The organism is Acinetobacter equi (assembly GCF_001307195.1).
Classification (GTDB): domain Bacteria; phylum Pseudomonadota; class Gammaproteobacteria; order Pseudomonadales; family Moraxellaceae; genus Acinetobacter; species Acinetobacter equi.
The window spans coordinates 1,784,274-1,809,739 of the sequence record NZ_CP012808.1 but is presented as its reverse complement, the minus strand read 5'-3'; the positions used below and the strand labels follow the sequence as shown (position 1 = coordinate 1,809,739).

At 35.2% G+C, this 25,466-nt stretch carries 23 protein-coding genes; 12 read left to right on the top strand and 11 right to left on the bottom strand.

The genetic code is table 11. The annotated features are described in order from the left end of the window. Nucleotides 1–85 precede the first annotated feature (85 nt). A complete protein-coding gene (locus tag AOY20_RS08610; RefSeq protein ID WP_054581473.1) occupies nt 86–766 on the top strand; it encodes a hypothetical protein in 681 nt (226 codons plus the stop codon). 76 nt (nt 767–842) lie between these two features. Here the strand turns inward: AOY20_RS08610 and AOY20_RS08605 are convergent, their stop codons facing one another. The 3 genes from AOY20_RS08605 to efp all read right to left on the bottom strand — a co-directional run bounded on the left by AOY20_RS08605 (nt 843) and on the right by efp (nt 4,006). Beyond that, on the bottom strand, nt 843–1,145 hold the full coding sequence (locus tag AOY20_RS08605) for a YbdD/YjiX family protein (RefSeq protein ID WP_054581472.1): 303 nt from the start codon (nt 1,143–1,145) through the stop codon (nt 843–845). A gap of 13 nt (nt 1,146–1,158) precedes the next feature. Next, nucleotides 1,159–3,261: a carbon starvation CstA family protein gene (locus AOY20_RS08600; protein WP_054581471.1), complete on the bottom strand. Its 2,103-nt coding sequence runs from the start codon at nt 3,259–3,261 to the stop codon at nt 1,159–1,161. Between the two features lie 175 nt (nt 3,262–3,436). After that, the gene (gene efp / locus AOY20_RS08595; RefSeq protein ID WP_054581470.1) at nt 3,437–4,006 is read right to left on the bottom strand and encodes an elongation factor P; all 570 of its coding nucleotides are present in this window, start codon (nt 4,004–4,006) and stop codon (nt 3,437–3,439) included. A 381-nt stretch (nt 4,007–4,387) separates the two neighbouring features. On the opposite strand from efp, the gene epmB reads away from it, so the two are divergent. Together epmB and AOY20_RS08585 are read left to right on the top strand one after the other, a co-directional pair. After that, complete coding sequence (gene epmB / locus AOY20_RS08590; protein ID WP_054581469.1) at nt 4,388–5,404, top strand: EF-P beta-lysylation protein EpmB; 1,017 nt, start codon at nt 4,388–4,390, stop codon at nt 5,402–5,404. 21 nt (nt 5,405–5,425) lie between these two features. Further along, nucleotides 5,426–7,153, top strand: a complete 1,728-nt coding sequence (locus AOY20_RS08585; protein WP_054581468.1) for a hypothetical protein — start codon at nt 5,426–5,428, stop codon at nt 7,151–7,153. A gap of 63 nt (nt 7,154–7,216) precedes the next feature. Here the strand turns inward: AOY20_RS08585 and rpmE are convergent, their stop codons facing one another. The 4 genes from rpmE to AOY20_RS08565 all read right to left on the bottom strand — a co-directional run bounded on the left by rpmE (nt 7,217) and on the right by AOY20_RS08565 (nt 11,325). After that, nucleotides 7,217–7,441: a 50S ribosomal protein L31 gene (rpmE, locus tag AOY20_RS08580; protein ID WP_054581467.1), complete on the bottom strand. Its 225-nt coding sequence runs from the start codon at nt 7,439–7,441 to the stop codon at nt 7,217–7,219. A gap of 202 nt (nt 7,442–7,643) precedes the next feature. Further along, complete coding sequence (locus tag AOY20_RS08575) at nt 7,644–8,624, bottom strand: bile acid:sodium symporter family protein (RefSeq protein ID WP_054581466.1); 981 nt, start codon at nt 8,622–8,624, stop codon at nt 7,644–7,646. 135 nt (nt 8,625–8,759) lie between these two features. Next, nucleotides 8,760–9,161, bottom strand: a complete 402-nt coding sequence (gloA, locus tag AOY20_RS08570; RefSeq protein ID WP_054581465.1) for a lactoylglutathione lyase — start codon at nt 9,159–9,161, stop codon at nt 8,760–8,762. Between the two features lie 25 nt (nt 9,162–9,186). Further along, on the bottom strand, nt 9,187–11,325 hold the full coding sequence (locus tag AOY20_RS08565; RefSeq protein ID WP_054581464.1) for an AmpG family muropeptide MFS transporter: 2,139 nt from the start codon (nt 11,323–11,325) through the stop codon (nt 9,187–9,189). Nucleotides 11,326–11,509: 184 nt separating this feature from the next. Between AOY20_RS08565 and AOY20_RS08560 the strand changes: the two genes are divergently transcribed. Further along, nucleotides 11,510–14,134, top strand: a complete 2,625-nt coding sequence (locus tag AOY20_RS08560) for a Lon protease family protein (RefSeq protein WP_054581463.1) — start codon at nt 11,510–11,512, stop codon at nt 14,132–14,134. Nucleotides 14,135–14,190: 56 nt separating this feature from the next. On the opposite strand, the gene grxD is transcribed toward AOY20_RS08560, so the two are convergent. After that, the gene (gene grxD / locus AOY20_RS08555) at nt 14,191–14,532 is read right to left on the bottom strand and encodes a Grx4 family monothiol glutaredoxin (RefSeq protein ID WP_054581462.1); all 342 of its coding nucleotides are present in this window, start codon (nt 14,530–14,532) and stop codon (nt 14,191–14,193) included. A 193-nt stretch (nt 14,533–14,725) separates the two neighbouring features. Between grxD and AOY20_RS08550 the strand changes: the two genes are divergently transcribed. Next, on the top strand, nt 14,726–15,937 hold the full coding sequence (locus AOY20_RS08550) for an aspartate aminotransferase family protein (RefSeq protein WP_054581461.1): 1,212 nt from the start codon (nt 14,726–14,728) through the stop codon (nt 15,935–15,937). Between the two features lie 58 nt (nt 15,938–15,995). Here the strand turns inward: AOY20_RS08550 and AOY20_RS08545 are convergent, their stop codons facing one another. From AOY20_RS08545 to surE, 3 genes are all read right to left on the bottom strand, one after another. Further along, on the bottom strand, nt 15,996–16,925 hold the full coding sequence (locus AOY20_RS08545; RefSeq protein ID WP_054581460.1) for a LysR family transcriptional regulator: 930 nt from the start codon (nt 16,923–16,925) through the stop codon (nt 15,996–15,998). A gap of 90 nt (nt 16,926–17,015) precedes the next feature. Further along, complete coding sequence (locus tag AOY20_RS08540) at nt 17,016–17,834, bottom strand: peptidoglycan DD-metalloendopeptidase family protein (RefSeq protein WP_054581459.1); 819 nt, start codon at nt 17,832–17,834, stop codon at nt 17,016–17,018. A gap of 105 nt (nt 17,835–17,939) precedes the next feature. Further along, nucleotides 17,940–18,707 carry a 5'/3'-nucleotidase SurE gene (gene surE, locus AOY20_RS08535; RefSeq protein ID WP_054582573.1) on the bottom strand — a complete coding sequence of 256 codons (768 nt, stop codon included), beginning with the start codon at nt 18,705–18,707 and terminating at the stop codon, nt 17,940–17,942. 350 nt (nt 18,708–19,057) lie between these two features. Between surE and AOY20_RS08530 the strand changes: the two genes are divergently transcribed. The 7 genes from AOY20_RS08530 to purB all read left to right on the top strand — a co-directional run bounded on the left by AOY20_RS08530 (nt 19,058) and on the right by purB (nt 25,354). Next, complete coding sequence (locus AOY20_RS08530; RefSeq protein ID WP_227510326.1) at nt 19,058–19,432, top strand: MCR_0457 family protein; 375 nt, start codon at nt 19,058–19,060, stop codon at nt 19,430–19,432. A 117-nt stretch (nt 19,433–19,549) separates the two neighbouring features. Then, nucleotides 19,550–20,701, top strand: coding sequence for a D-alanyl-D-alanine carboxypeptidase PBP5/6 (dacC, locus tag AOY20_RS08525; protein WP_054581457.1), 1,152 nt, complete (start codon nt 19,550–19,552; stop codon nt 20,699–20,701). Between the two features lie 91 nt (nt 20,702–20,792). After that, nucleotides 20,793–21,332, top strand: coding sequence for a gamma carbonic anhydrase family protein (locus AOY20_RS08520; RefSeq protein ID WP_054582572.1), 540 nt, complete (start codon nt 20,793–20,795; stop codon nt 21,330–21,332). Between the two features lie 208 nt (nt 21,333–21,540). Then, complete coding sequence (locus AOY20_RS08515) at nt 21,541–22,026, top strand: NUDIX hydrolase (RefSeq protein WP_054581456.1); 486 nt, start codon at nt 21,541–21,543, stop codon at nt 22,024–22,026. A gap of 4 nt (nt 22,027–22,030) precedes the next feature. Beyond that, nucleotides 22,031–23,164 carry a tRNA 2-thiouridine(34) synthase MnmA gene (gene mnmA, locus AOY20_RS08510; protein WP_054582571.1) on the top strand — a complete coding sequence of 378 codons (1,134 nt, stop codon included), beginning with the start codon at nt 22,031–22,033 and terminating at the stop codon, nt 23,162–23,164. 13 nt (nt 23,165–23,177) lie between these two features. Beyond that, a complete protein-coding gene (gene hflD / locus AOY20_RS08505; protein WP_054581455.1) occupies nt 23,178–23,909 on the top strand; it encodes a high frequency lysogenization protein HflD in 732 nt (243 codons plus the stop codon). Nucleotides 23,910–23,965: 56 nt separating this feature from the next. Further along, the gene (purB, locus tag AOY20_RS08500; RefSeq protein WP_054581454.1) at nt 23,966–25,354 is read left to right on the top strand and encodes an adenylosuccinate lyase; all 1,389 of its coding nucleotides are present in this window, start codon (nt 23,966–23,968) and stop codon (nt 25,352–25,354) included. Nucleotides 25,355–25,466 lie beyond the last annotated feature (112 nt).

Sequence of the window (25,466 nt, the reverse complement as noted above, 5' to 3'; positions counted from 1 at the left end):
ATATTAGTGTCTTAAATTATCAAAATTAATAATAAAAATTTAAAACTCAAACTTTATAACATATAAACATTGATAAGGCTCAATAATGAAAAGCATCCTACTCATTTGCGTAACAAACTTACTAACTGTTTCATCGACATTAGCTTATGCTACAACAGATTTTTCTATTCGAACTGAAGGTGGTTTATCTGGTTATGGTGGAGCCATTATCTATAATGTTAATCCTTATATAAGTCTTGCTCTAGGTTATAATGGTGGTCAGGTAAACTGGAAAAATAATATAAAAATTAATGGAATTCGCTATAACATTGAAATGAATAATAATAGAACATATATCAACACAACTTTTCGACCATGGACATATAGTCCCAATAACTGGTTACAGGCTTTTCATACCACTATAGGAATTGGGTACATTGGTGATAATTATGATATTCATCAAAATTTTAAAGTTGGAGAAGCACGCCCTAGTCAATTAAATAAATTTATTCCTAAAAACTTTGAGATTGATGCAAAAGGATTATTGGATTATGGAAACCCCATTGCACCTTATTTAGGTGTAGGACTGTCACCAAAATTTAATTTGAATTGGAGTGGCTTCTTTGAAATTGGCATATATTATACAGGCTCACCTACTGTTCGCTTAACTCATATTAATAACAATGAAGTAAAAGCAGATCCAAAATTCACACATTATGAATTAAATGATAATTTCTTTTTTAAATGGCATCCCGTTGCTAAAGCTGGGATTGCATATTCTTTTTAAATTAATTCAAGATCATTGAATAAAAAAGCCAGATATTTCATCTGGCTTTTTGAATTAAAAACTTATATTTTCACACTTAGCATGGACATTTTTTCATACTACTGCCTGCACTTGGATAACGACTATCCACGCAATAACGATAGAATGTTTTTGCATCCATTGCTTCTAAGTCAGGATGATGTTTTTTCATATGTTCCAAATAATTTTGATAATCAGGAACACCAACCATTAAACGAAAACTTTGCTGTAGTCGTTGCCACAATGTTGCAATTCTAGACCAATTCTTTGGATTTAGAATTAGGTCTTTTTGCGACATAATGGTCATCTTAATGATTTTATAAATTACAGCCTTTCCATTTTTTGCAAACTTAAGGTTCATTTCATATCCCCTTTTAATGAGCTGCTTTTGGTGGCTCTAATTCAGCAGGATCAACATAAATAGCTTCTGCTTCATTTACTGATGGTTCAGGATTTGCAAGTGCACGGCGAATAACTCCAATTGCAGCAATTAGCATAACTACAGCTACAATCATAAAGAATGCACATAATGCTGCATTAATTTGATTTGATAATACAATATTTTGCATTTCGGCCATTGAAGTTGCTGGTTTCAAAATTTCACCACGAGCAATAGCATCAGAGAAACGATCTGCTTGTGCTAAGAAACCAATTTTTGGATTTTCGTGGAAAATTTTCTGCCAACCCGCTGTCATTGAAGTAATAAATAAGAATACTGTCGGAATAATAGTAACCCAAACATATTTCTGCTTTTTCATTTTGAATAGAATTACTGTACCCAAAATCAATGCCATTGCTGCAAGAATTTGGTTACCAATACCAAAGAGTGGCCATAAGCTATTAATACCGCCTAATGGATCAACCACACCTTGATAAACAAAGAAGCCCCATCCAGCAACTGCTACAGCTGTACCCAACATATTACCAAAAAGGTTATGTGAATTTTTTACAGCAGGAATCACAATACCAACAGTATCTTGCACCATAAAACGGCATGCACGAGTACCAGCATCTACAGCTGTTAAAATAAATAATGCTTCAAATAAAATGGCAAAGTGGTACCAAAATGCCATCATTTCACGGCTGTTAAATATCTCAGTAATGATATGCGCCATACCAATTGCAAAGGTCGGTGCACCACCAGTACGAGATAAAATTGAGTTTTCACCAACCTCTTGGGCAAGTAAAGTTAATGCTTCAGGTGTTACTACAAAACCTAAATTTCTTACCGCTTCTGCTGCAGACTCAACGGTTGTACCTAATAATGCTGCTGGGGAGTTAATCGCAAAATATACACCTGGATCTAAAATTGTTGCACAGACTAAAGCCATAATTGCAACAAAAGATTCCATTAACATACCGCCATAACCAATCATGCGAATATCTTTTTCGTTATTCACAAGTTTTGGCGTTGTTCCAGAAGAAACCAAGGCGTGGAAACCTGAAATAGCACCACAGGCAATTGTAATAAATAAGAATGGGAATAATGAACCAGCAAAAACAGGACCTGTACCATCCACAAATTGAGTAATGGCTGGCATTTTCATTTCTGGCATTGCAAATAAAATACCAATTGCAAGACCCGCAATGACACCAATTTTTAAGAATGTAGATAAGTAATCACGCGGAGCCAATAACAACCAAACGGGTAATACTGATGCAACGAAACCATATCCAATTAACCACCAAGTTAACTCTGTACCTGATAATGTAAAGAATGGTCCCCAGTAAGGATGTTGTGCTACATCTCCACCGTAAATAATACCTGCCATCATCAGAACGAAACCAATGATAGAAACTTCTGCAATTCGACCTGGGCGAATATATCGCATATAAATGCCCATAAAAATTGCAATTGGTACTGTTGCTGCAATACTAAATACACCCCACGGGCTATTTGTTAATGCCTTTACAACCACAAGTGCAAGTACCGCTAAAATGATAATCATCACGCCTAGTGCACCAAGCATAACGATAATTCCAGCAAAAGAACCTAGCTCTTGTTTTGCCATTTCACCTAATGAACGACCATCTCGACGAGTCGAAATAAAAAGAACTAAAAAGTCTTGAACTGCACCTGCTAAAACAACACCAACCAACAGCCAGATTGTTCCAGGCAAATAACCCATTTGTGCAGCTAAAATTGGACCAACCAAGGGACCAGCACCTGCAATAGCGGCAAAGTGGTGCCCAAATAAAACACTTTTATTTGTTGGAACATAATCTAAACCATCATTCATACGATGGGCTGGTGTTAAACGACGTTCATTTAATTCAAAAACTTTATTGGCAATAAATAAACTATAGAACCGATAAGCAATACTATAAACACAAGCTGCAGCTAAAATTAACCAAACGGCATTTACATGCTCTCCTCGGCTAATCGCTAGTATTCCAAATGATACGGCACCTAATATAGCGACAAGTAGCCATATTATTTTTGAAGCCATTGATGACTTCTGTTGAACTGAGTCCATGTCAATCCCTCTAACTTACATATTTAAATTAATCAGCACAATTTTATTGATATGAGGCACTGTGATTTCTATTTATGCGACTTTACTCCTATTATTATCATTTACTCTAATACTTTGGCATTAAAAAAGGGATGATTTACATCATCCCTTATCATAATAGTCTATTATTCAACCATTATGCACGTTCTAAATATTCACCAGTTCGAGTATCTACACGAACGCTTTCTTCTTGTTGAACAAATAATGGAACACGTACAACTGCACCTGTTTCAAGTTTAGCTGGTTTACCACCACCGCCAGATGTATCACCACGAACACCTGGATCAGTTTCAACAATTTTCAATACAACGAAATTAGGCGCACTTACGTTTAATGGAACACCATTAAATAACATAATTGTACATTTTTCATTTGAATCATCTTTTAACCATTTTGCAGCATCGCCCATTGCAACTTTATCTGCAGCGATTTGCTCAAATGTTACAGGATCCATGAAGTTCCACATTTCACCATCGTTATATAAGTAGTCCATTTCTACTTCAACAATGTCAGCGGCTTCTAATGAATCACCTGATTTAAATGTTTTTTCTAAAACTTTACCAGAACGTAAGTTACGTAGTTTTACACGGTTAAAAGCTTGCCCTTTACCCGGCTTAACATATTCGTTTTCCATGATTGAACATGGGTTACCATCAAGCATAACCTTTAGGCCTGACTTGAAATCATTCGTAGAATAATAGGCCATGACTGGCACACTCCAAACTTACTAACTTAAATTATATAATGCGCAGAATACTGGACATTAAGATTGAGTATTACAACAATTTTAATCAATTGTATGCAATATATGCATTTTCATGATCAGCATTTTAAATGAGCAATACATAGCGAATCAATGTAAAATTTAGATAGTCAGTAGTTTTACTGTTTATCTATTACCCGGATAACCCAACATACCGCTTATTTGGCATATTTTCGTTGTAAAATTTTGAAATATCATCACGCTGACTTGACAATGGATAGACCATTCTCTAGTTTGCACAGCTTATTCTATCTTCCACAATATAAGTCTCCGAGTTTAGCTCGCTATAACTCGCGCACTTCGCATTATGTTCAAACAACCAACATGATAAACTATTTGTACCAAGAGCAAAACTGGCAAACTCAACTAAGTGACCTTATTACAGATCCTTTAGAGCTTTTAGAAATATTAAAACTTGCTCCTGATCAATTATTATCTGGTGCTATTTTAGCATCTGAACAATTCAAATTACGTGTGCCCCGTGCATTTGCAAATAAAATAGAAAAATCAAATATTTTTGATCCATTATTATTACAAGTATTACCACATCATTTAGAATTAGAAGATCATGCAGATTTTGTCACAGATCCATTGGGTGAGGAACAAGCAAACCAACAACCTGGTGTTTTACATAAATATAAATCACGATTTTTACTGACATTAACTGGTGCTTGTGCTGTTCATTGTCGATATTGTTTTCGTCGCCACTTTCCTTATCAAGAAAATTTACCTAAAAATGATGATTGGATAAACATTAAAAACTATATAGAAACTCAATCAAATATTAATGAGGTAATTCTTAGTGGTGGTGATCCGTTAACTTTATCCAATCGCAAACTTAAATTATGGATTGATCGTTTAGAAACAGTCAACCAACTAAAATATCTCCGCGTTCATTCACGTGTTCCAATTGTGATTCCAAATCGAATTGATGACGAGCTTATTTCTATCTTTAAAAATAGTAGGCTACGTATTATTCTGGTGGTACACTCCAATCATGCAAATGAATTAGATGATTTTACATGCGCTAAAATTAATTCACTTGTAAAGGAAAATATCACTGTTCTGAATCAAGCAGTTTTACTCAAAGGTGTTAATGATTCGGTACAAGCATTGTGTAACTTAAGTTACCGCTTATTTGATGCGGGTATTATGCCTTACTATTTACATGTATTAGATAAAGTAAAAGGTGCGCATCATTTCGATCTTAACCCCAAAGTGATTGATCAAATTTATAAAGACGTTTTAGCCAATTTACCAGGGTATTTAGTACCTAAATTAGTAAGAGAAATTGCAGGTGAGCAAAATAAAACACCGCTTTTTGGAGTTACAACGTATTGACCATGTGGTGACATAACAGCGATGAAAACATCAAAAATTTTACTCACACCTAATGAATTAACACTAGATCAGCTTAGTTTTTGTAAAAGCTCAGTCAAAAGTATTCAAGAGTGGGCAAATAGTTTGAATACGCTTCCACTAGGAAGCCTCTCAAAAGCGTTGTTCAATGCGATCATTGAAATTTCAAAATTAAAATGTCAGGAAACACTACGTTTCGATTTGATTCAGGCAATTCATCCTGCCATTGAAAGTACATTAAATAGTTTAGAAAAAAACTATTTTAATCAGTCACTCATTACGAGTGATCGTCATGAACAAATTATTGAATTGGCTCTTTTATTAAGAACCCAATTCACAAATATTTATATTAGTATTGCTTTACATAGTCATGAAATTCTATTCAAACAATCATTTTCAATTTTTTCATATAAAATTAAGAAAAACTTTCAAACAGCACGTATCGTTGCTAGTTACTATGCTTTACAACAGTTAAGTTTATTACTGTATCAGCAACAAGTTTTATATAGCACCCCTTTTCCTAATCAGTGGTTAATTGCCCATCAGTTAATGAATTTTGCAATGATGAATAATTATCATACTGCTAATATTAATTTTCTACAGGGCACACAATATCAAATTCAAACCATCACTCAAGCATATGCTCAACTCTTATTATTAGATATTTTCAATAATAATCAGATTCGACCATCTGAAATTCAAGGTTTGTATTTATGTACTTTCGATTGGGCTTCACTTGTTCAAATTACGCAAAAAGAAAATTTATTTACCCGTTACATTGTTGATTCTAAAAAAGATTTAGCACCTATCTATAATACACACCAAGATCTAAAATTTATTCCTAACATCTTTATTGCAACTCAAAATTTACTTGAATATCTCAGTGCAAATGAAGGTAGAAATAAAAATAATCTTTCAGAAAATGAAAAGAAATTTTTAACACCGGCATTACATTTCCATATTCATAATTTATTAACAACAAATGCAGAACGTCGTCATGAACGTTATGAATACTCTGCAAAAATTAAAATTTGTTTTGGTTTAAACGTCGCTCACTTCTATTTATCTAAAAACAAAGACTTTAACGAAACACTTGATTTAAATCACTATGATGATAGTGATTATGAACCATCTTTTGTTACACTCGAGAGCCCTATTGCAAATAAGAAATTAAGATCTCTAGATCGTGAAACTAAAAAAATCTATCAAGTTGATGTACTCGATATTAGTGTAAATGGCTATCGTATAAAATGGACAGGTGAAACACCAAAAACACTCAAAACAGGTGAATTTATTCTTGTTCAAGAAAATTCTCAAAGCCCATGGCGTGGTGGAGTTATTCGTTGGATTAAACAATCAAGTGAAAAAAGTATTGAAATGGGCTTGGAAATTCTAGCTCAAGATATTGCACCATGTGCTATTCACCTACAAGCAAATGAACAAAGTATCTATCATCCTGCCTTGCTCATGCAAACCACACAATTAGGCGAAGTTTCTACGCACCTTGTTGTGTCTGGCATGAATATAATTAATGAAAAGCAAACAATTTTATTACACCTAAAAAATCAAGAGCTTAAAGTTTACTTGGCAAAACCAAAACTGATAACACAAAGCTTTACTTGTTTTGATTTTGAATTATTAAATGAACAACAGAAACCTATTTTAAATAGTTTTATTCAAAAGCAACTCAATGAAGTTAAAAATCAAGATTTATGGGACTCATTAAAATAAATCATTTTTAGTATTTTTTAGACATAAAAAAACGAGCTTTCGCTCGTTTTTTTACTTTGGGTATTAACGCTTAACAGAGCGTGACATACCAGCAAAACGTTGTTTGAACTTGTCAATACGACCGCCAGTATCAACGTTCTTTTGCTTACCAGTGTAAAATGGGTGGCAAGCTGAACATACGTCAAGGTAAATAGTTTCTTTACCAAGAGCTGAACGAGTTTCAATTACGTTACCGCAAGAGCAAGTAGCAACTAATGTTTCATATTTTGGGTGAATATCGGCGCGCATCGTCGATTACTCCATTAAATTAAAGAAGGTTCCGCTGTCATCGCAATTGACCACTCTCGTAATGAGGAAAAGGCATGTAATAAATTACATAGCAGATCAACACCATAACAGACCATTCTTTTGGCCCACCGAAACGGATACCGTCAGGGCTAAGCACAACAAGTTGGGCAATATTATACGTGAATCTTTAAAGATTTGCTAATTATTCTAAAGGTTCCGATGAGGTGCGATTTGCCCAATAATTAGCAATAATGCCACAGACCATTAGTTGAATTTGATGAAAAATCATAATAGGTAATACAATCATTCCTAAAGGCTGACCAATAAATAAAACTTGCGCCATAGGTACACCACTTGCAAGTGTTTTTTTAGATGCACAAAAGAAAATTGCTTTTTGGTCTGGAACATTAAAACCTAACCATTTAGGAACATAATGTGCAAGTAGCATGACAATTGTTAATAAAATTGAACATACCAAAATCAATAAAAATAATGTATTACCATCTACTTCATGCCATAGACCTGCAACAACTGCACTACTGAAAGCACCGTAAACCACCATTAAAATACTACCCTGATCAAATGCTTTCACAATGCTTGGAATTTTTTGCATTTTCGGAAAAACATAAGGTCTTAAAATTTGCCCTAAAATAAAAGGCACAAGTAGCAACAAAAGAATATTTAAAATGGAAGATGTTGCATCATAATCATTTTGTGCTTGTCCAAAAATAAATAAACTCACCAAAATTGGCGTAATAAACATCCCTATAATATTTGAAAATGATGCACTACATACCGCACTCGCGACATTCCCTTTTGCAACTGAAGTAAACGCAATAGATGACTGTACCGTTGATGGTAAGCAGCACATAAACAAAAAGCCCCAATAAAGCTCTTGTCTTAGCATTGGTACTAATACAGGTTTAGCAAGTAAACCTAAAATTGGAAATAAGGCGAAAGTAAATGTAAAAACAAGGACATGTAATTTCCAATGTTTTATACCTTGAATCACTGCTTCTCGAGAAAGTTTAGCCCCATGTAAAAAGAATAATATTGCAATTGCAATAATAGTTAAAATACCAAAAATATCTGCCGCTTGTCCTGACACTGGTAAAAACGTCGCCAACAATACCATTACAAAAATTAAAATTGTAAATCGATCCAGTGCTAAAAACTTCAACATATCCCTATCATCCTTTTCTCAATCCGATAAAAAACCCAATAAGGTTAATTTATCATTTGATAAACATCTTACTGGGCTTTCTAAAAAAAGCGACCATTTTCAAGAAATGTTCACTATTTTATATGTGTATGCAACTTAATTATTTTTTGCATTTACGTCTTGCTGAATCAATTCAATTTTATAACCATCTGGATCTTCAACAAAGGCAATAACAGTTACACCACCTTTCATAGGACCTGCTTCACGAACAACATTACCACCGCGAGCTTTAATTTCTTCACATGCCTTATAAGCATCATCAACAGCAATCGCAATATGACCATAAGCATTACCTAAGTCATATTTTTCTGTATCCCAGTTATGCGTTAATTCAAGAACAGTTGTCGAGTCTTCATCACCGTAACCTACAAATGCTAAGGTAAAACGCCCTTCTTCATAGTCGCGTTTACGTAACAATTGCATACCGAGCACTTCAGTATAGAACTTTAAAGATTGTTCTAAATTGCCTACACGTAACATGGTATGGAGCATACGCATTGTCTATCATCCTTTTCTATTTCATTTACAATTTTTGATGTTCTTTCAATAACTTTCCAACCCATACAACTAAGAATAAAATTGGAATACCAATTAAGGTTGTCATTAAAAAGAAATCTGGATAACCAATTTTAGTTACTATAGTACCTGAATAACCACCTAAAATTTTAGGTGTTAATGTCATAAGTGAACTAAAAATAGCATATTGCACAGCAGTAAAAGAAACACTCGTTAAACTTGATAAAAATGCAATAAATGCTGCTCCTGCTAAACCAGCAGCTAAATTATCAACCACAATCGCAAAATAAAGCCATAAAGAACTATATTCTTTAATGACCTTACCTTTAATTTCAACATCACCTTGATCTGCTTTTATCGGCATAATTGGCTGAATATCAACATCTAAACTTTGTTTTTCACTCACCAATTGATACGGTCGTTGAGCTTGTAATACTTGGGTATTTTCTTTTAACTGAGCAATTGCTGTAATTTTCTTGGTTGATGATGCTTGTAAAACCTTACCATCTATTGCTCCACTAAAAATATTATTTGAATCAACTTTAGCCGTAAATTCTTGACCATCTAACTTTAAAATCACTGGCTTGTCAGCCTCTAACTGATCAACAGTAATACCTGTTAGCTGACCTTTAACAACAATACTTTGCTTAGCTTCTTTTGCAGAAATATGATCATCTGAAGTAATTGGCAATAAATGAATTTGTGGCTGATTTTGCTCTATCAAATACGGTAACTGAATATCTCTTTGAGTTGATTTATCATCGGCATAATAAGTATGAACATTAATTTGATGATCTTGTGCTAACACTTGAGATGGAACTTGTACTGTCCACTGTCCCACTTCATCTGGCTGTGCGACATATTGTTCAGAACCAACCTGAACAACAACATCACCTAATGAATGCCCCGATTTCACTAAACCAATAAACACTAAATTTGTTGCGCTTGCTAGCACTGCCCCGACAAACATTAATTTCATAATGTTCATACGTTGTGCAAGCAATCCACCTAAGAAACCGCCAATCAAGCTAAAGATAACACCATATACTTTTACAGCTTCAGCAATTTGCTCTTTAGTAAAGTTTAAATCTTGATAAAAGACATTTGAAATAACACCTGAAATAATGTCTGAAATACGATAAAAACCAATCAGTAGCAATAGAACAAGTGCTAATTTAACCCCATAACGTCTAAAGAAATCTGCAATTGGATTGACCCACGTTTCATAAGCCATCTGCTTATTAACGGCACCCATTTTTACAAGCACAGAGCCAAGTAACAATGCGATTGCACCTGAACCAATAAAACGTAAAGCTTCTAAACCAAATAATGCAAAAGAATCTTTAATACCTAAGGATGTTTTTATTATAGAAACAAGATTATCACCATAAATATAAGAACAAACGAAACCTAATACTGCAAAGAAAAATACAATAACTAATCGATAATAATCTGATTTTTTATATGATTTTTTAACTCTATCGACCTGAGGCTCACGCACAATTAGTGTTGTAATAACACCAATAACCATCACCCCGGCCATTGCTAAATAAGTATATTTCCAAGCATCATAAATATAATTTCCTTTTGCTGTACCAAGATACGCTGCTAAAAATAATGCGCCTGCGCCTGCAACAATCATCCCGATTCTATAACCAGCATTATATGTAGATGCCAAAATAGTCTGCATTTGTGTTTCAGCTAATTCAATACGATAAGCATCAATCACAATATCTTGAGTCGCCGCAGAAAAACCTAATAATACTGCTCCAACCGCCATTTGATACAGATGAGCCTGCCCCAATGATGGATCAGAAAATGCCATAATTGATATTGCACCAATAATTAAAATTTGTGCAATAAGCAACCATGCGCGTCGACGCCCTAAAGTTTTTGTTAAAAATGGAACAGGTAATTCATCAATCAATGGTGCCCAAACAAATTTAAAGGAATAACCTAAAGCTGCCCAACTAAAAAATGTCACTGCACTCTTTTCAATACCTGCTTCTCCTAACCACAGAGACAAGCTTGAGAAAATAAGTAAAATAGGAATTCCGGCTGAAAAACCCAGAAATAACATGATCAGCGCACGGCGATCTAAAAATGCAGTAAAGGCGGCTTTCCAGCCTTGTGAAGACGTTGTCATTACTCTAGTTGTTTTCGGCAATATGAATGTCTGCTATTCAACCCCTTAATGAGAATTCTTTCAACAATAATTGCCAAAACTATATAAAAAATTCTAGATAAAATCTTTATTCTGGCTTGAATTTTCTATGTAAACCTGTATACCTTAAAAACCTATCATTAATATTTTTGTTTTGGATTTCACAGTGACGCAAAAACTCGATCAAGTTAATTCCTCTTTATCAGCAAACACTACAAATCAAAACCAGCCAAACCAAAATAGCAACTTAATTTCAGCATTTGAGCAATTAGGCATACAAAATACATTAATGAATACACAGCTTAAATCTGAACAACTGACGCATATTCCAGATTTAAAAAAAATACCAGCGTCTACACGTAAAATTAAAGCACTGAATGATTTTTTAGGGCAAGATCGTGCACGTGCATCCGTTGAAGCAGGAATTTCTCTGCCATATTCTGGCTATAATATTTTTGCAGTGGGCACAGCTGGACTTGGTAAACGTACAATGATTCGACGTTTACTCCAACAACATGCTAAAACCATGCAAACTCCAAATGACTGGGTATATGTCAACAACTTCCAACAATCACGCCAACCTATTGCTTTAAAACTACCAAGTGGTCAAGCTGGAAAATTCCAAACATTACTGCATCAGACATGGCAAACTATTCTTAAACAATTAGAACGAAAGTTTACCGCTGAAACCTATCACAATCGTATAGAACTCATTCGTCAGCAAACAGGTGATGAACAACATCAAGCCCTTATTGAACTGACTAAAGAAGGCGAAGATTTAGATTTAAAATTAGTAACCAAAAATGATGAACATTGCTTTGTTCCTGTTCACATTAAAGACAATAAAATTCAAGAAATGACGCAAGATGATATTCATGCACTCAATGCTAAAGAGCGCTCTGAAATTTCATCTAATATGCGTTATATGGATAAAAAACTTGAGCGTCTTGGACTACATCTTGGCGATTTAGAAGATGATGCTCGTGATCAAGTTCAACTCCTTAACAGAGAAATTGCAAAACAAGTCGTTTTACCGCGAGTTGAACTATTATTTAATAAATTTTCTGAAGTTCAAGGCTTTGAAGAATATTTAAAAGCATACGCTGAAGATATTATTCATAATGTTGAAATTGTATTAGAACAAGAAGAAGATGATTTCACTCCTGGTTTATTTAGTCGTGTTCCTGCACGCTATCAAGCCAATATTGTTGTAACACATAAGCCAAATAGTGGTGCACCTGTCATTTTTGAAGATTTCCCAACACACTATAATTTATTAGGTCATGTTGAACAGTTAACTCAAAATGGCACCATCACCACAGATTTCACGCTTATTCGCTCAGGCACCTTACACCGTGCAAATGGTGGTTTCTTAATTTTAGAAGCAGAACAGTTACTTGAACAACCATATGCATGGCAAGGTTTAAAACGTGCTCTTAAATCTGGGCAGTTAAAGCTATCGTCTTTAGAACATATGCTTACCTTAACTGGCAGTATTTCAATTGAACCTGCATCTATTCCTTTAAATATTAAAGTCGTTTTATTGGCTGAACCTGATATTTACTACGATATTTTAGAGCTTGAACCAGAGCTAGGCAGCATTTTTAAAATCCGTGCAGATTTTACCGATACACTCCAACGTAATGAAGCCAATGAACAAGCTTACATGCAATTAATTGCAGACTATGTTCAATCTGACAAATTACTTCCTTTTGATCGTAGTGCCCTAGCATCTCTTTTAACGGATTCAAGTCGCCAAGCAGAAGACCAAAGCTCTCTTTCATTACATGCGCTTACTTTAGGTGATTTAATTCGTGAAGCGCATCACCATGCAATAAAAGCCGATGCAAAAACAGTGACTGACGCTCATATCAGCATGGCACTAGATCATCGCAAATATCGCTTAGGCTATTTAAGAGAACTCTATTGGCAAGATCTCTCTCGTGGTACACAGCTTATCGAAACTCGTGGACATCGCCTCGGACAAGTGAATGCTCTTTCTGTTATTCAATATGCAGATGTTGAATTTGGTTTACCATCTCGCTTAACCGCTTCTGTTTATCAAGGTGGTGGAGATATTCTCGATATTGAACGCAGTGTGGAACTCGGTGGCTCATTACATGCCAAAGGTGTGCTGTTAATGTCGAGTTTCTTAAAAGCACATTTTGGTCGTGAACAAACTCTTCACTTCTCAGCTGCTCTTGCCTTTGAACAAAGCTATGGTCAAGTTGATGGTGATAGTGCAACTGTTGCCGAATTATCTGCCCTAATCTCCGCTATTAGCCAACTTCCAATTGACCAGTCTTGGGCAATTACAGGCTCTATGAACCAACTTGGACAAGTTCAGCCTATTGGTGGTGTAAATGCAAAAATTGAAGGCTTCTTTGATGCTTGTAAATTACAAGGACTAACAGGCAAACAAGGCGTTATTATTCCACGCCAAAATATGCAACATTTAATGTTACGTAAAGATGTCATTGAAGCTGTTACTCAAGGTCAATTCCATATTCATGCCATTGATACCATTGATCAAGCCCTTGAAATTTTAATGGCTCGCCCTGTGGGAACATTAGATAAAAAAGGTCGTTATAGCAAAAATTCAATTTATGCCGCAGTTATGGAACAACTTGAATATTGGCAAGCGATTGAAGATGGTGAAATCTTAGAAGAGGAAGAACCGAAGAAAAAGAAAAAAAAGAAGAAGAAAAAAGATAAGAAAAAAGCAAAAGTGACAGAAACAGTGACAACTGAAGAATCTTCAAATTCGGAAGAAACTTCATCTGAAAGTTAAATTTTTAATGTGAAATAAAAAAAGCGCCATGATTGGCGCTTTTTTTCAACTCTGAATTATGCTTCAGGAGCTGGGCTATATTGCTCAACTAAAGATTTTAATTCACCTTTTTGGAACATATCTAACATAATGTCACTACCACCGATCAATTCGCCATTGATCCACAATTGTGGGAATGTTGGCCAATTTGCAATTTGTGGCAAAGTAGCGCGAATATCAGGGTTTTCCAAAATATTTACATATGCAAATGGGCGACCAATTTGACTAAGCGCCTCTACTGCACGTGCAGAAAAACCACATTGTGGAAATTGTGGAGTGCCTTTCATGTAAAGAAGAACTGCATGTTTTGCAATTTGGTCACGAATTAACGCTTCAGTATCGCGTGCTTGTTCAGTCATTGATCAATCCTCAACTAATCTGATTCGCATTATACCCAAATCTCAACAAAACAGTATGTCAAAAGTAATTTTTCTAGTTTTATTTGCATTCGGGCTTTAAATTTTAATGAGATTTTGCTTATATAGAATACTTGATGTTTTTATTAAACATCAAAATACTCATTTTCAATCCCCTAACAAATAAGAGTTAGTCATGAATAATATTACCCTTGCTCCCGTGCAAACTGATCAACCATCTCATTTGATGCCTGTTTTTGGTCGTCAGCCGATCAGCTTTGTTCGAGGTCGAGGTGCTTATCTTTACACAGAAGATGGAACTGAATATTTAGATGCACTTACAGGAATTGCTGTATGTGGTCTTGGACACTCTCATCCTGCTGTAACTGAGGCAATTGCAGAACAAGCTGCAACACTTATTCATACCAGTAATTTATTTGAAGTGCCTTGGCAAACTGCTGCTGCACAAAAGCTTGCTGAAGTTGCAGGTATGGAAGAAGTTTTCTTTTCAAATAGTGGTGCTGAATCAAATGAAGGTGCAATTAAAATTGCACGTAAATTTGGACATTTACAAGGTGTTGCAAATCCAAAAATTATTGTTGCCGCTCACTCTTTCCACGGTCGTACACTAGCAACACTATCCGCAACAGGTAATAAAAAAGTTCAAGATGGCTTTGCACCATTAGTTGAAGGCTTCATTCGCGTTCCATTTGGTGATATTGAAGCTATTGAAGAAGCTGCTATCAATCATCCTGATATTGTAGCTATTCTTGTTGAACCTATCCAAGGTGAAGGTGGTGTAAATACTGCACCTCAAGGATTTAGCTATTTAGAAGAAATTCGTCAAATTTGTAACCAACATAATTGGTTAATGATGTTAGATGAAGTTCAAACGGGTAATGGTCGTACAGGTAAATATTTTGCTTACCAACACACCAGTATCATTCCAGATGTTATTACTACAGCAAAAGGTCTAGGTAATGGCTTCCCTATTGGTGCTGTAATGACTCAAGGTCGTGGTGTAGGCGTATTAACAGCAGGAAACCATGGTTCTACTTATAGTGGTACAGCTTTAGGTTCACGTGTTGTTTATACTGTTATTGATACGATTCAAAAAGAAAATTTAGTTGAAAATGCTGCAACAATGGGTGCATATATTGTTGACCAATTTAAACAACAACTTGCTGATCAAAATGTAATTATTCGTGGTTTTGGCTTAATGATTGGTATCGAATTACCAAAAGCCTGTGGTGAACTTGTAAACGTTGCACGTGATGAACATCATTTGATTCTTAATGTTACTGCGGGTTCAGTCATTCGTCTATTACCAACCTTAAATATTACAAAAGAACAAGCAGACGAACTTATTTCTCGTATTGTAAGTTTAGTTAAAAACTTTCTTGCATAAGAAAATATAAATAAAATAAAAGCCGCAATTTGCGGCTTTTATTTTATATGACGATAAATTAAGAAGCTTCTTGATAAATTCTACCTGCTGGGAGCTGAGCAAAATATTGTTTTAAAGCATCTAAACAACGATTAATCTTCATTGGCTGCTGTTCACGTTTTGAAATCAATGCGTATAAATGGAATGGAGATAACTTCCATTCTGGCATTACTTCAACTAAAGCACCCGTCATTAATTCTTTTTGAACATCTAAATATGAGAGATGAGCAATGCCATGTCCCATTTTACAAAACGCTTTTGCAACAACCACATTATTGGTTGAAAAACGAGATGTGAGTTCAATATCAATCACTTCACGACTTCCCATATTTTTAAATGAGAAGTTAGTCGAATTTTTTACTCGACTAATAGGAATTAAATCGTGATTTTTCAAATCTTCAGGGCGCGTAATTGGCATAGATTGATTTAAGTAACTTGGTGCTGCAACCAATACTCTTTCAACACAAGCTAACGGCGTAACCAAAAAGTTTTGATCTTCAACCTTCTGTCCCATTCTAACCGCAATATCAATACGTCCTTCGATTAAATCGACATATTGATTATCTGCTTCAATATGTACAGCTAAGCCCTTATGAGCTGACATCCAATGAGATAATGCAGGTATAACCTGACTTGAAGCCAATTCTGGAGTAGTTGCTATACGTAAATCGCCAACTAGATCATCACGTAGTTCATTAATACGTATTTTGCCACGTTCTGCGGCTGCTAACATTTCTTGACAACTATGAAAAAAGGCTTGTCCTGCTTCAGTTAAACTCAACTTTCTTGTCGAACGATGTAGAAGCGTTACTTCCATTTCATTTTCTAAAGAACGAATTTGCTGACTGACTGCACTTGTTGTGATACCTAGTTCACGCGCAGCGCCACTAAACGAGCTTTTTTCAACTACGCAGGCAAATACGCCCATTGCACGGAGTTGATCTAACATAAATTTCCCTCTGAACTTATGAGTGCTTTTCTATCAAAAAAGCAACTCATTGTATTATACGGTGAAATTTATCGTTTGTATTCGTCAAATTTAATTAATTAATAAAATATTTTCAGGGTTAATAGGTTTACCATCCAATCTTACCTGAAACTCAAGCATAGTGCGGTTTGCGCCTGTAGATCCCATTTCTGCAATCTTTTGACCCGCGTTCACATTTTGCCCACTGTTTACTAATAATTTACTATTGTGCGCATATGCAGTGATATAACCACCCGAATGCTTAATTAAAACTAAATTACCGTACTCTTTTAAACCATCTGCAGCATAAACAACTTGACCATCTGCTGCGGCATAAATTGGATCACCAACATTACCAGCAAAACGAACACCTTTAACATTAGATGCCAAATTAAAACGCTCTAATAGTGATGCATTTGTTGGTCTCACCCATTTTATAGCATTTGGGTTTTCAGTCACAATAGGCGTTACAATAGTAGTACTCTTATTGGTTTGCACTGGAGTCTGTGTTGGAGTGGCTATTTTCTGACGCTGAATTTGTGCTGGCTGACTCACTGGCTTTGTTTGTACTGTTTGTACTGAACTACTACTTACACCTTTTAATTTCAAAGATTGACCGACATAAATACGATATGGTGGTGCAATATCATTAAACTCTGCAATTTTTATATAATTCATACCATAACGACTTGCAATTCCACTTAAGGTATCACCAGAACGTACGGTGTAATATGTAGGAGCAGTTGCATAACGATTTGCACTTGAGCCTACCTGAGGTTTTGATGCACATCCTGTGATTGCAGCAAGAGAAACAATAGCTGAAGAAATTAATATTGTTTTTATAAGTTTCAAAGGCATTGTATTACCTCGCAAATTTGACACCAAGTGCATTTATTATCCTCACTCAAATAATGAATCCAAATACTTTAACTAGATTTGGTCAACAAGTAGATCATTTTCTTTCAGAACATCTTTTTTTTCACAATTTTATAACAATTATACTCTCAATTGTTCATCTAATGAACTTAGGACAGTATGATTTGTTCGATCCATCTGAATAGGTGTGATACTAACATAGCCCTCAGAAATTGCTAAAAAATCAGATTTACGTTTTGTATTAGACCCATTGATAGACTCTTCTTCTCCTTTTAAACCAATCCAACAGACTTTTCGTCCTCTAGGATCAGTAAAGTGAGTTAAAGGCTGCTTAAGCTTTTTACAGCCTTGGTAAGTTACTTGTATCCCTTTTAATTGAACTATATCGGGAATATTAATATTTAAAATATGTTGCTCTGGTAAACTAGGTAATCCTTTTAAAATAAAATCATGCACCCATTGTGCTGCAATCTTATATTGTTCAGGACTATTATAAGATTTGACATGTTCACCAGCCAATGAGATAGCTAAGGCAGGTTTATGCATTAACCTGCCCTCAAATGCTGCTCCTACAGTGCCTGAATATAAAATGTCATCTCCTAAATTAGCACCGCTATTAATACCGCTAACAACCAAATCGAATTCAAAATCAAATAATCCATTTGTAGCAATAAATACACAATCAGCTGGTGTTCCATTTACAGCCCAAATATCTTTTTCTATTTCTGTTGGTTTTAATGGGCGGTCTAATGTTAATGCACTTGAGAATCCACTACGTTCACTATCTGGCGCAACAACAATAATTCTACCCAGAGGTTTTAATGCCTGTACTAAAGCTTGAATGCCAGGTGCCAATACACCATCATCATTCGAAATTAAAATATTCACTGCATGCTCTTTTAGATAAATTGTTAGTACAGAAGTACTAAAATAACTTAAGATATTATATATATTTACTATTTCTTTTCCATCATCCATTTAAATAGTTTGATCAATTAGTAATTTGGCTACCAATACTAAATATAGGACAATATATTTTAAATTAAGGCTTATTCTTCTCTAAATTTCAAAAACCTTCAACACGTAGAAAAATAAAACTTATCTAATATAATTTTTCTTTACTTTTAATCCTTATTATCTACATCTTTCATACATAGCAGCACTTTACAATATTAAATATCATCACTCTTCGTAGTATGATAATCATATTATTATATAAGCAAGGTCTTAAGGTTATTATGAATATGCGTAATTTAAGTTTAGCCTCTTCTTTATTTATTGGTCTAACAATGGCTCAAGTAACTCAAGCAAATGATGGAAATATTGAAGTTACACCAGACCAACAAGTAACCAAGCAAGAACTTGCAGCTATTTATGTTATTTCAGAAGTGTGTCCAGCAATAGTAAGTGATAAAGAAAAATTTTCTTCTGGTTTAGAAAAACTCACCAAAGAATATTTACCAAATGAACAAAAACCAATGGAAGCTTTAAATAAAATTACTCAAACAGATGATTTTAAATTAATTTTAGAAGAAGCAAGATCTGATGCACAACAAGCAGGCGAAGAAAAAAATAAAGCAATTTGTGAAGAATTGGTGGTTTATACCAAGTAATTGAATTTAGTTACAATACTTTTTTCAAATTAGCTGATTTTTCCCATAGAAGTCCATCAGTGTTTGTCCTAAAATGCAAAACTCGTTGTGCCTATAAAACCATTGGAACCACCTAGAATGACCCATAAAAGCGCCCTAGCTGCATTATTATTAGTACCAAGCTTTAGCTATGCAGCGACTGTTTTATCAACTCCACCTGAACTCAATAATAAAGCTTATGTTTTGATGGATTATGAAACAGGGCAAATTCTTGCTGCTAAAAATGAAAATGAAAAACTAGCACCAGCTTCAATGACGAAAATGATGACTAGTTATATTATTGAACAAAAGCTTCTCAATGGCGAACTAACCGAAGGTGAAAAAGTTCGTATGAACGAGTCAGCTTGGTGTCGTGGCTCAAGTGCTGAATCATGTATGTATGTTCCATTAAATGGTACTGCAACTGTACTTGAAATGCTTCGCGGTATTATTGTTCAATCTGGGAATGATGCTTCAAAAGCAATGGCTGAACATATTGCTGGCAATGAAGGCACTTTCGTTCATATGATGAATGAAGAAGCTAAACGTATTGGCATGGCAAATACTCAGTTCATGAATGCAACAGGTATGCCTGCTGAAGGTCATTACTCAACAGCAAAAGATATGGCTATTCTTGCTGAACATATTATCCATGATAGTTCAAAATACTATCCAATCTATTCTGAAAAAGACTTTACCTTTAATGGTATTAAACAAGGAAACCGAAATGCACTTCTGTATACAGACCCAAGTGTTGATGGTTTAAAAACAGGTCATACTAATGAAGCTGGATATTGCTTAACAACTTCTGCAAAGCGTGGTCCAATGCGCCTTATTTCAGTCATATTTGGTGCGCCGAATATGAATGAACGCGCATCTCAAACACGTGAATTATTAGCATGGGGTTTTGCTAATTTTGAAACTAAAAATGTTCAGCGCGCAAACCAAGTACTTGCAACATCAAAAGTACTTTTTGGGCAAGAAAATAGCGTAAAAATTGGTTTAGCGGAAAACTTTAATGTCACTATGCCTAAAGGCAAAGCAAATGAGATTAAAACTCAGCTTGTCGTACAACCAAAATTAACTGCACCTCTTCAAAAAGGACAGGTTGTTGGTAAATTTGTTGCAACACTTGATGGTAAAGTAATTGCAGAAAAACCACTTGTTGCATTAGAAGCTGTCGAAGAAGCTGGTTTCTTCTCTCGTATGATTGATCATATTAAACAATTCTTTATGAATCTTTTTTCATAAAATAGGATTTTAATCCTTTTAAAGCATTCATATTTCGATATGAATGCTTTTTTATTTATACTGTCTCTCACTCAATACGTTAAAAAACCAAATGAAAAAAAATATTCGCCCTTATTTAGGTCAGCATCCAAAAATTGACGTGACTTGTTATATTGATGAAATGTCAGTCGTAATTGGTGAAGTATCACTTGCTGAAAATGTTTCTGTATGGCCTTTCGCTGTCATTCGTGGAGATGTAAATCATATCCATATTGGCAAAAACAGTAATGTACAAGACCATGCAATGTTACATGTCAGCCATAAAAAAGCTGACAAACCTGAAGGCTCACCATTAATTATTGGGGAAGATGTTACGATTGGTCACCATGTCAAACTTCATGGCTGTCAAATTGGAAATCGTGTTCTTGTTGGTATTGGTACTATTATTTTAGATGATGTGATTGTAGAGGATGATGTCATGATTGGTGCAGGCTCATTAGTACCACCTCGAAAAACACTTGAAAGTGGCTATCTTTATGTGGGTAGCCCTGTACAAAAAATTCGCCCACTCACCAAGAAAGAAATAGAATTCCTACCTTATTCAGCAAAACATTATGTAAAAGTTGCGAATAATTATTTAGACACCATTTAAATAATAAACTTAGTTTCCTATTGTAAATTCTCTTTATCTTGTTAATTTAGAGAATTTACAAACCAACTTATTCACTCCTAATAAAAATTAAAGAAAGCATACAAATTCATATAGATAAAAACAGCAATAATAAAGAAATTACTTTCTACCATAGCCACCACGCCTTAAATTTTGTAGAATAGTAGTTCCCTTCCTCTGGTGCTGCTTTATGACCGCTTGGACTGCTCATGTTACTGTTGCAACCATCGTTGAAAAAGATGGTAAATTTCTGTTTGTTGAAGAATATACAGAAGGCGTAACACATACTGTATTTAATCAGCCAGCAGGTCATGTCGAATGCAATGAAACACTCATTGAAGCAGCAGTTCGTGAGACATTGGAAGAAACAGGTTATGAAGTTGAAATACAGGATTTACTCGGTATTTATACATATACCCCACCAATGTTTCCAGATCGAACCTACTATCGCTTTTGCTTCCTTGCAAAAGAAACCCAATATCATCCTGAAGCAAAACTTGATACAGGTATTGTTGGTGCTGTTTGGATGACTCTAGATGAGCTTCAAATTTCTGCTCGAGCACGTAGCCCATTGGTAATTAAAGCGATAGAAGATGCTTTAAAAGGTCAAAAATTCCCTTTATCGCTCATATTTGAGCACCAAAACTCTCCTTTATTTTCAAATTTGGATGCCTAATCCTATGCAACAACGTGTCATCGTCGGTATGTCTGGTGGTGTAGATTCTTCTGTTTCTGCCGCATTACTTCTTCAACAAGGTTATCAAGTTGAAGGACTTTTCATGAAAAACTGGGAAGAAGATGACGGTACGGAATATTGTACAGCAATGGATGATCTTGCTGATGCTCAAGCCGTTTGTGACAAAATTGGTATTAAACTTCATACTGCCAACTTTGCAATGGAATATTGGGATCGTGTATTTGAACACTTTCTTGCAGAATATAAAGCTGGTCGTACACCAAACCCAGATATTTTATGTAATAAAGAAATTAAATTTCGTGCTTTCCTAGATCATGCAATTCATTTAGGCGCCGACTTTATTGCAACTGGACATTATTGTCGTCGTGGCGAAACACTAACCAATTCTAAAGGTGAACAATATGCACCATTATTACGTGGTCTAGATCAAAACAAAGATCAAACTTACTTCTTACATGCCGTTCATGGTCGTGAAATTAATAAAACACTCTTCCCAGTAGGTGAAATTGAAAAACCTCAAGTACGAAAAATTGCGGAAGAATTAGGTTTAATTACAGCAAAAAAGAAAGATTCAACTGGTATTTGTTTTATTGGTGAGCGTCGTTTTAATGATTTCTTAAAACAATATTTACCAGCACAACCTGGAAAAATTGTTTTAGAAGATGGAAAAGAGATTGGTGATCATCACGGCTTAATGTACTATACGCTCGGTCAACGTGGTGGTATTGGTATTGGTGGTATGAAAGGTGCCGAAGAAGGTGCTTGGTTTGTACTTCATAAAGATATCGAAGGTAATCGTCTTGTTGTGGGTCAAGGTCATGAACATCCACTCATGCAAAGTACAATACTTTGGAGTGAAGCAATTGACTGGGTAGCAGGAGAACAAGAAATTCCTGAAACTGGTTTCCGCTGTACAGCGAAAACGCGTTATCGCCAATCTGACCAAGCATGCATATTATTTAAAGACTCAGATGCACCAAATGGCGTTCGTGTAGAATTTGATGAACCACAACGCGCAGTCACTCCAGGACAAAGTGTCGTATTTTACACTGGGGAAATTTGTTTAGGTGGTGGAGTAATTCATCATACGAATGCCCCAAAACCTGACTTTATTTAGGGATAAATTCAGCATGACAGAGTTACCGTTTCAACAATCTCAAGCTCTGAATGATCGTCAAAACCGAGCTTTGGCTTTGGCGGGAGTATTTCAAGCCACTCAGCTTACTCATATGACAGCATTGACTGGGCGACAGAGTATTGGTGATAACGGTAACTTTTATTTCGAACAACTCATTAAAGCCAGCCTAAATATTCGACCAAGTATTAATAATAACTGCCAAACTTTAGATTTTTTTAATCAATTAACTGATATTTCATTAGGTTTAAAGACATTAGAAAATTGTATTACTCAACCGTTTAGTACAACACCAAAATCAAAACTTCCAAAATTTAGTAATACTAAACTACCAATGTCGTATGCTATGGCACTTTTACAATTAGAAAAAAAAGTGTATAGCAATCCTAAATTTGTAGAAATCATTGAACAATCGCAACAAAAAATACTTAGACAACTTTCTTTTTTTGATAATAATTATTTACACCCAAGCATTATTGCCAATTTAGCTCAAACCTATATTGAAACAGCAGGACAAATAAATCCACGTATTTTAGTAAGAGGAAATGCAGAGGCATTTAAAGACCCATCGCATACCAATCGAATCCGTGCATCTCTTTTTACAGGTTTACAGCTTGCTCACTTGTGGCGCCAGATAGGTGGTAGCTCGTGGGGACTTATTTTTAGCAAACGCAAATTGCTTCAAGATATTCAAAATCTTGCTCGATTGCAGTATCAATTGGTTTAATCCATGCAATTGAGCTTCTCAGTTTTACGTTTAATTCCAAAGTTTAGGGAATCGATATGAACGCTTTAACCGCACTTTCTCCATTAGATGGACGTTACGCTAGCAAATGTGATGCTTTACGCCCTTTCCTCTCTGAGTTTGGTTTAATCCATGCTCGTGTGACAGTTGAAGTGCGTTGGTTACAAGCGCTTGCAAACCGTCCAGAAATTACAGAAGTGCCTGCTTTTTCAAGTGAAACAAATGCTGCTTTAGATGCAATTGTTGCGAATTTCTCTGAAGAAAATGCCAACCGCATTAAAGAAATTGAACGTACAACAAACCATGACGTTAAGGCTGTTGAATACTTCCTTAAAGAACAAATTGCACATATTGATGAGCTTAAAAATGCAGGTGAATTTATTCACTTTGCTTGTACTTCTGAAGATATTAACAACTTGTCTCATGCTTTAATGTTAAAAAATGGTCGTGAAGTTTTAGTTGCTGCTATGCAACAAATCATTGACTCAATTGTTGCATTATCTGAACAGCATGCAGAACAACCAATGTTATCTCGTACACATGGTCAAACTGCAAGCCCAACAACTTTAGGTAAAGAAATGGCGAACGTGGCTTACCGCCTTGCACGTCAAATCAAACAATTCAAGCAAGTAGAACTTTTAGGTAAAATTAATGGTGCTGTAGGTAACTACAATGCACACTATTCTGCGTATCCAGAAATTAATTGGCCTGCTCACTCACAAGCATTTGTTGAATCTTTAGGTTTACAATTCAACCCATATACAACTCAAATTGAACCACATGACTACATGGCGGAACTTTTTGATGCACTTCGTCGTTTTAATACAATTTTAATCGACTTTAACCGTGATGTATGGGGTTATATCTCTTTAGGTTTCTTCAAACAACGCTTGAAAGAAGGTGAAGTTGGTTCTTCAACAATGCCTCACAAAGTTAACCCAATTGACTTTGAAAACTCTGAAGGTAACTTAGGTATTGCAAATGCAGTACTTGCACACCTTGGTGAAAAACTTCCTGTATCTCGCTGGCAGCGTGATTTAACTGACTCTACTGTGCTTCGTAACATGGGTGTTGGTTTTGCACAAAGCTTAATCGCATTTGAAGCTTGTTCTAAAGGTATTGGTAAACTTGAATTGAATGCTCAACGTATTCTTGAAGATTTAGACCACGCTCAAGAAGTTTTAGCTGAACCAATTCAAACTGTTATGCGTCGTTATGCCGTTGAAAAACCATACGAAAAATTAAAAGCACTTACTCGTGGTCAAGCAATGACACGTGAAATGATGGTGAACTTCGTAAATGGTGATGAACTTGCAGCTGTTCCTGCTGAAGATCGTGCACGTTTAGCAGAAATGACACCAGCAACTTATACTGGTAATGCAGCAACTCAAGCAAAACAAATTAAAGATTTAATTTCTAAAATCTAATCAAATTTTTCACAAAAAACGAAGCTTCGGCTTCGTTTTTTTATGCACTCAATTTATCTATAATGATGTATAAAATATAGCTGTTCTAGCTTTATTAAAATGATTCAAGTAC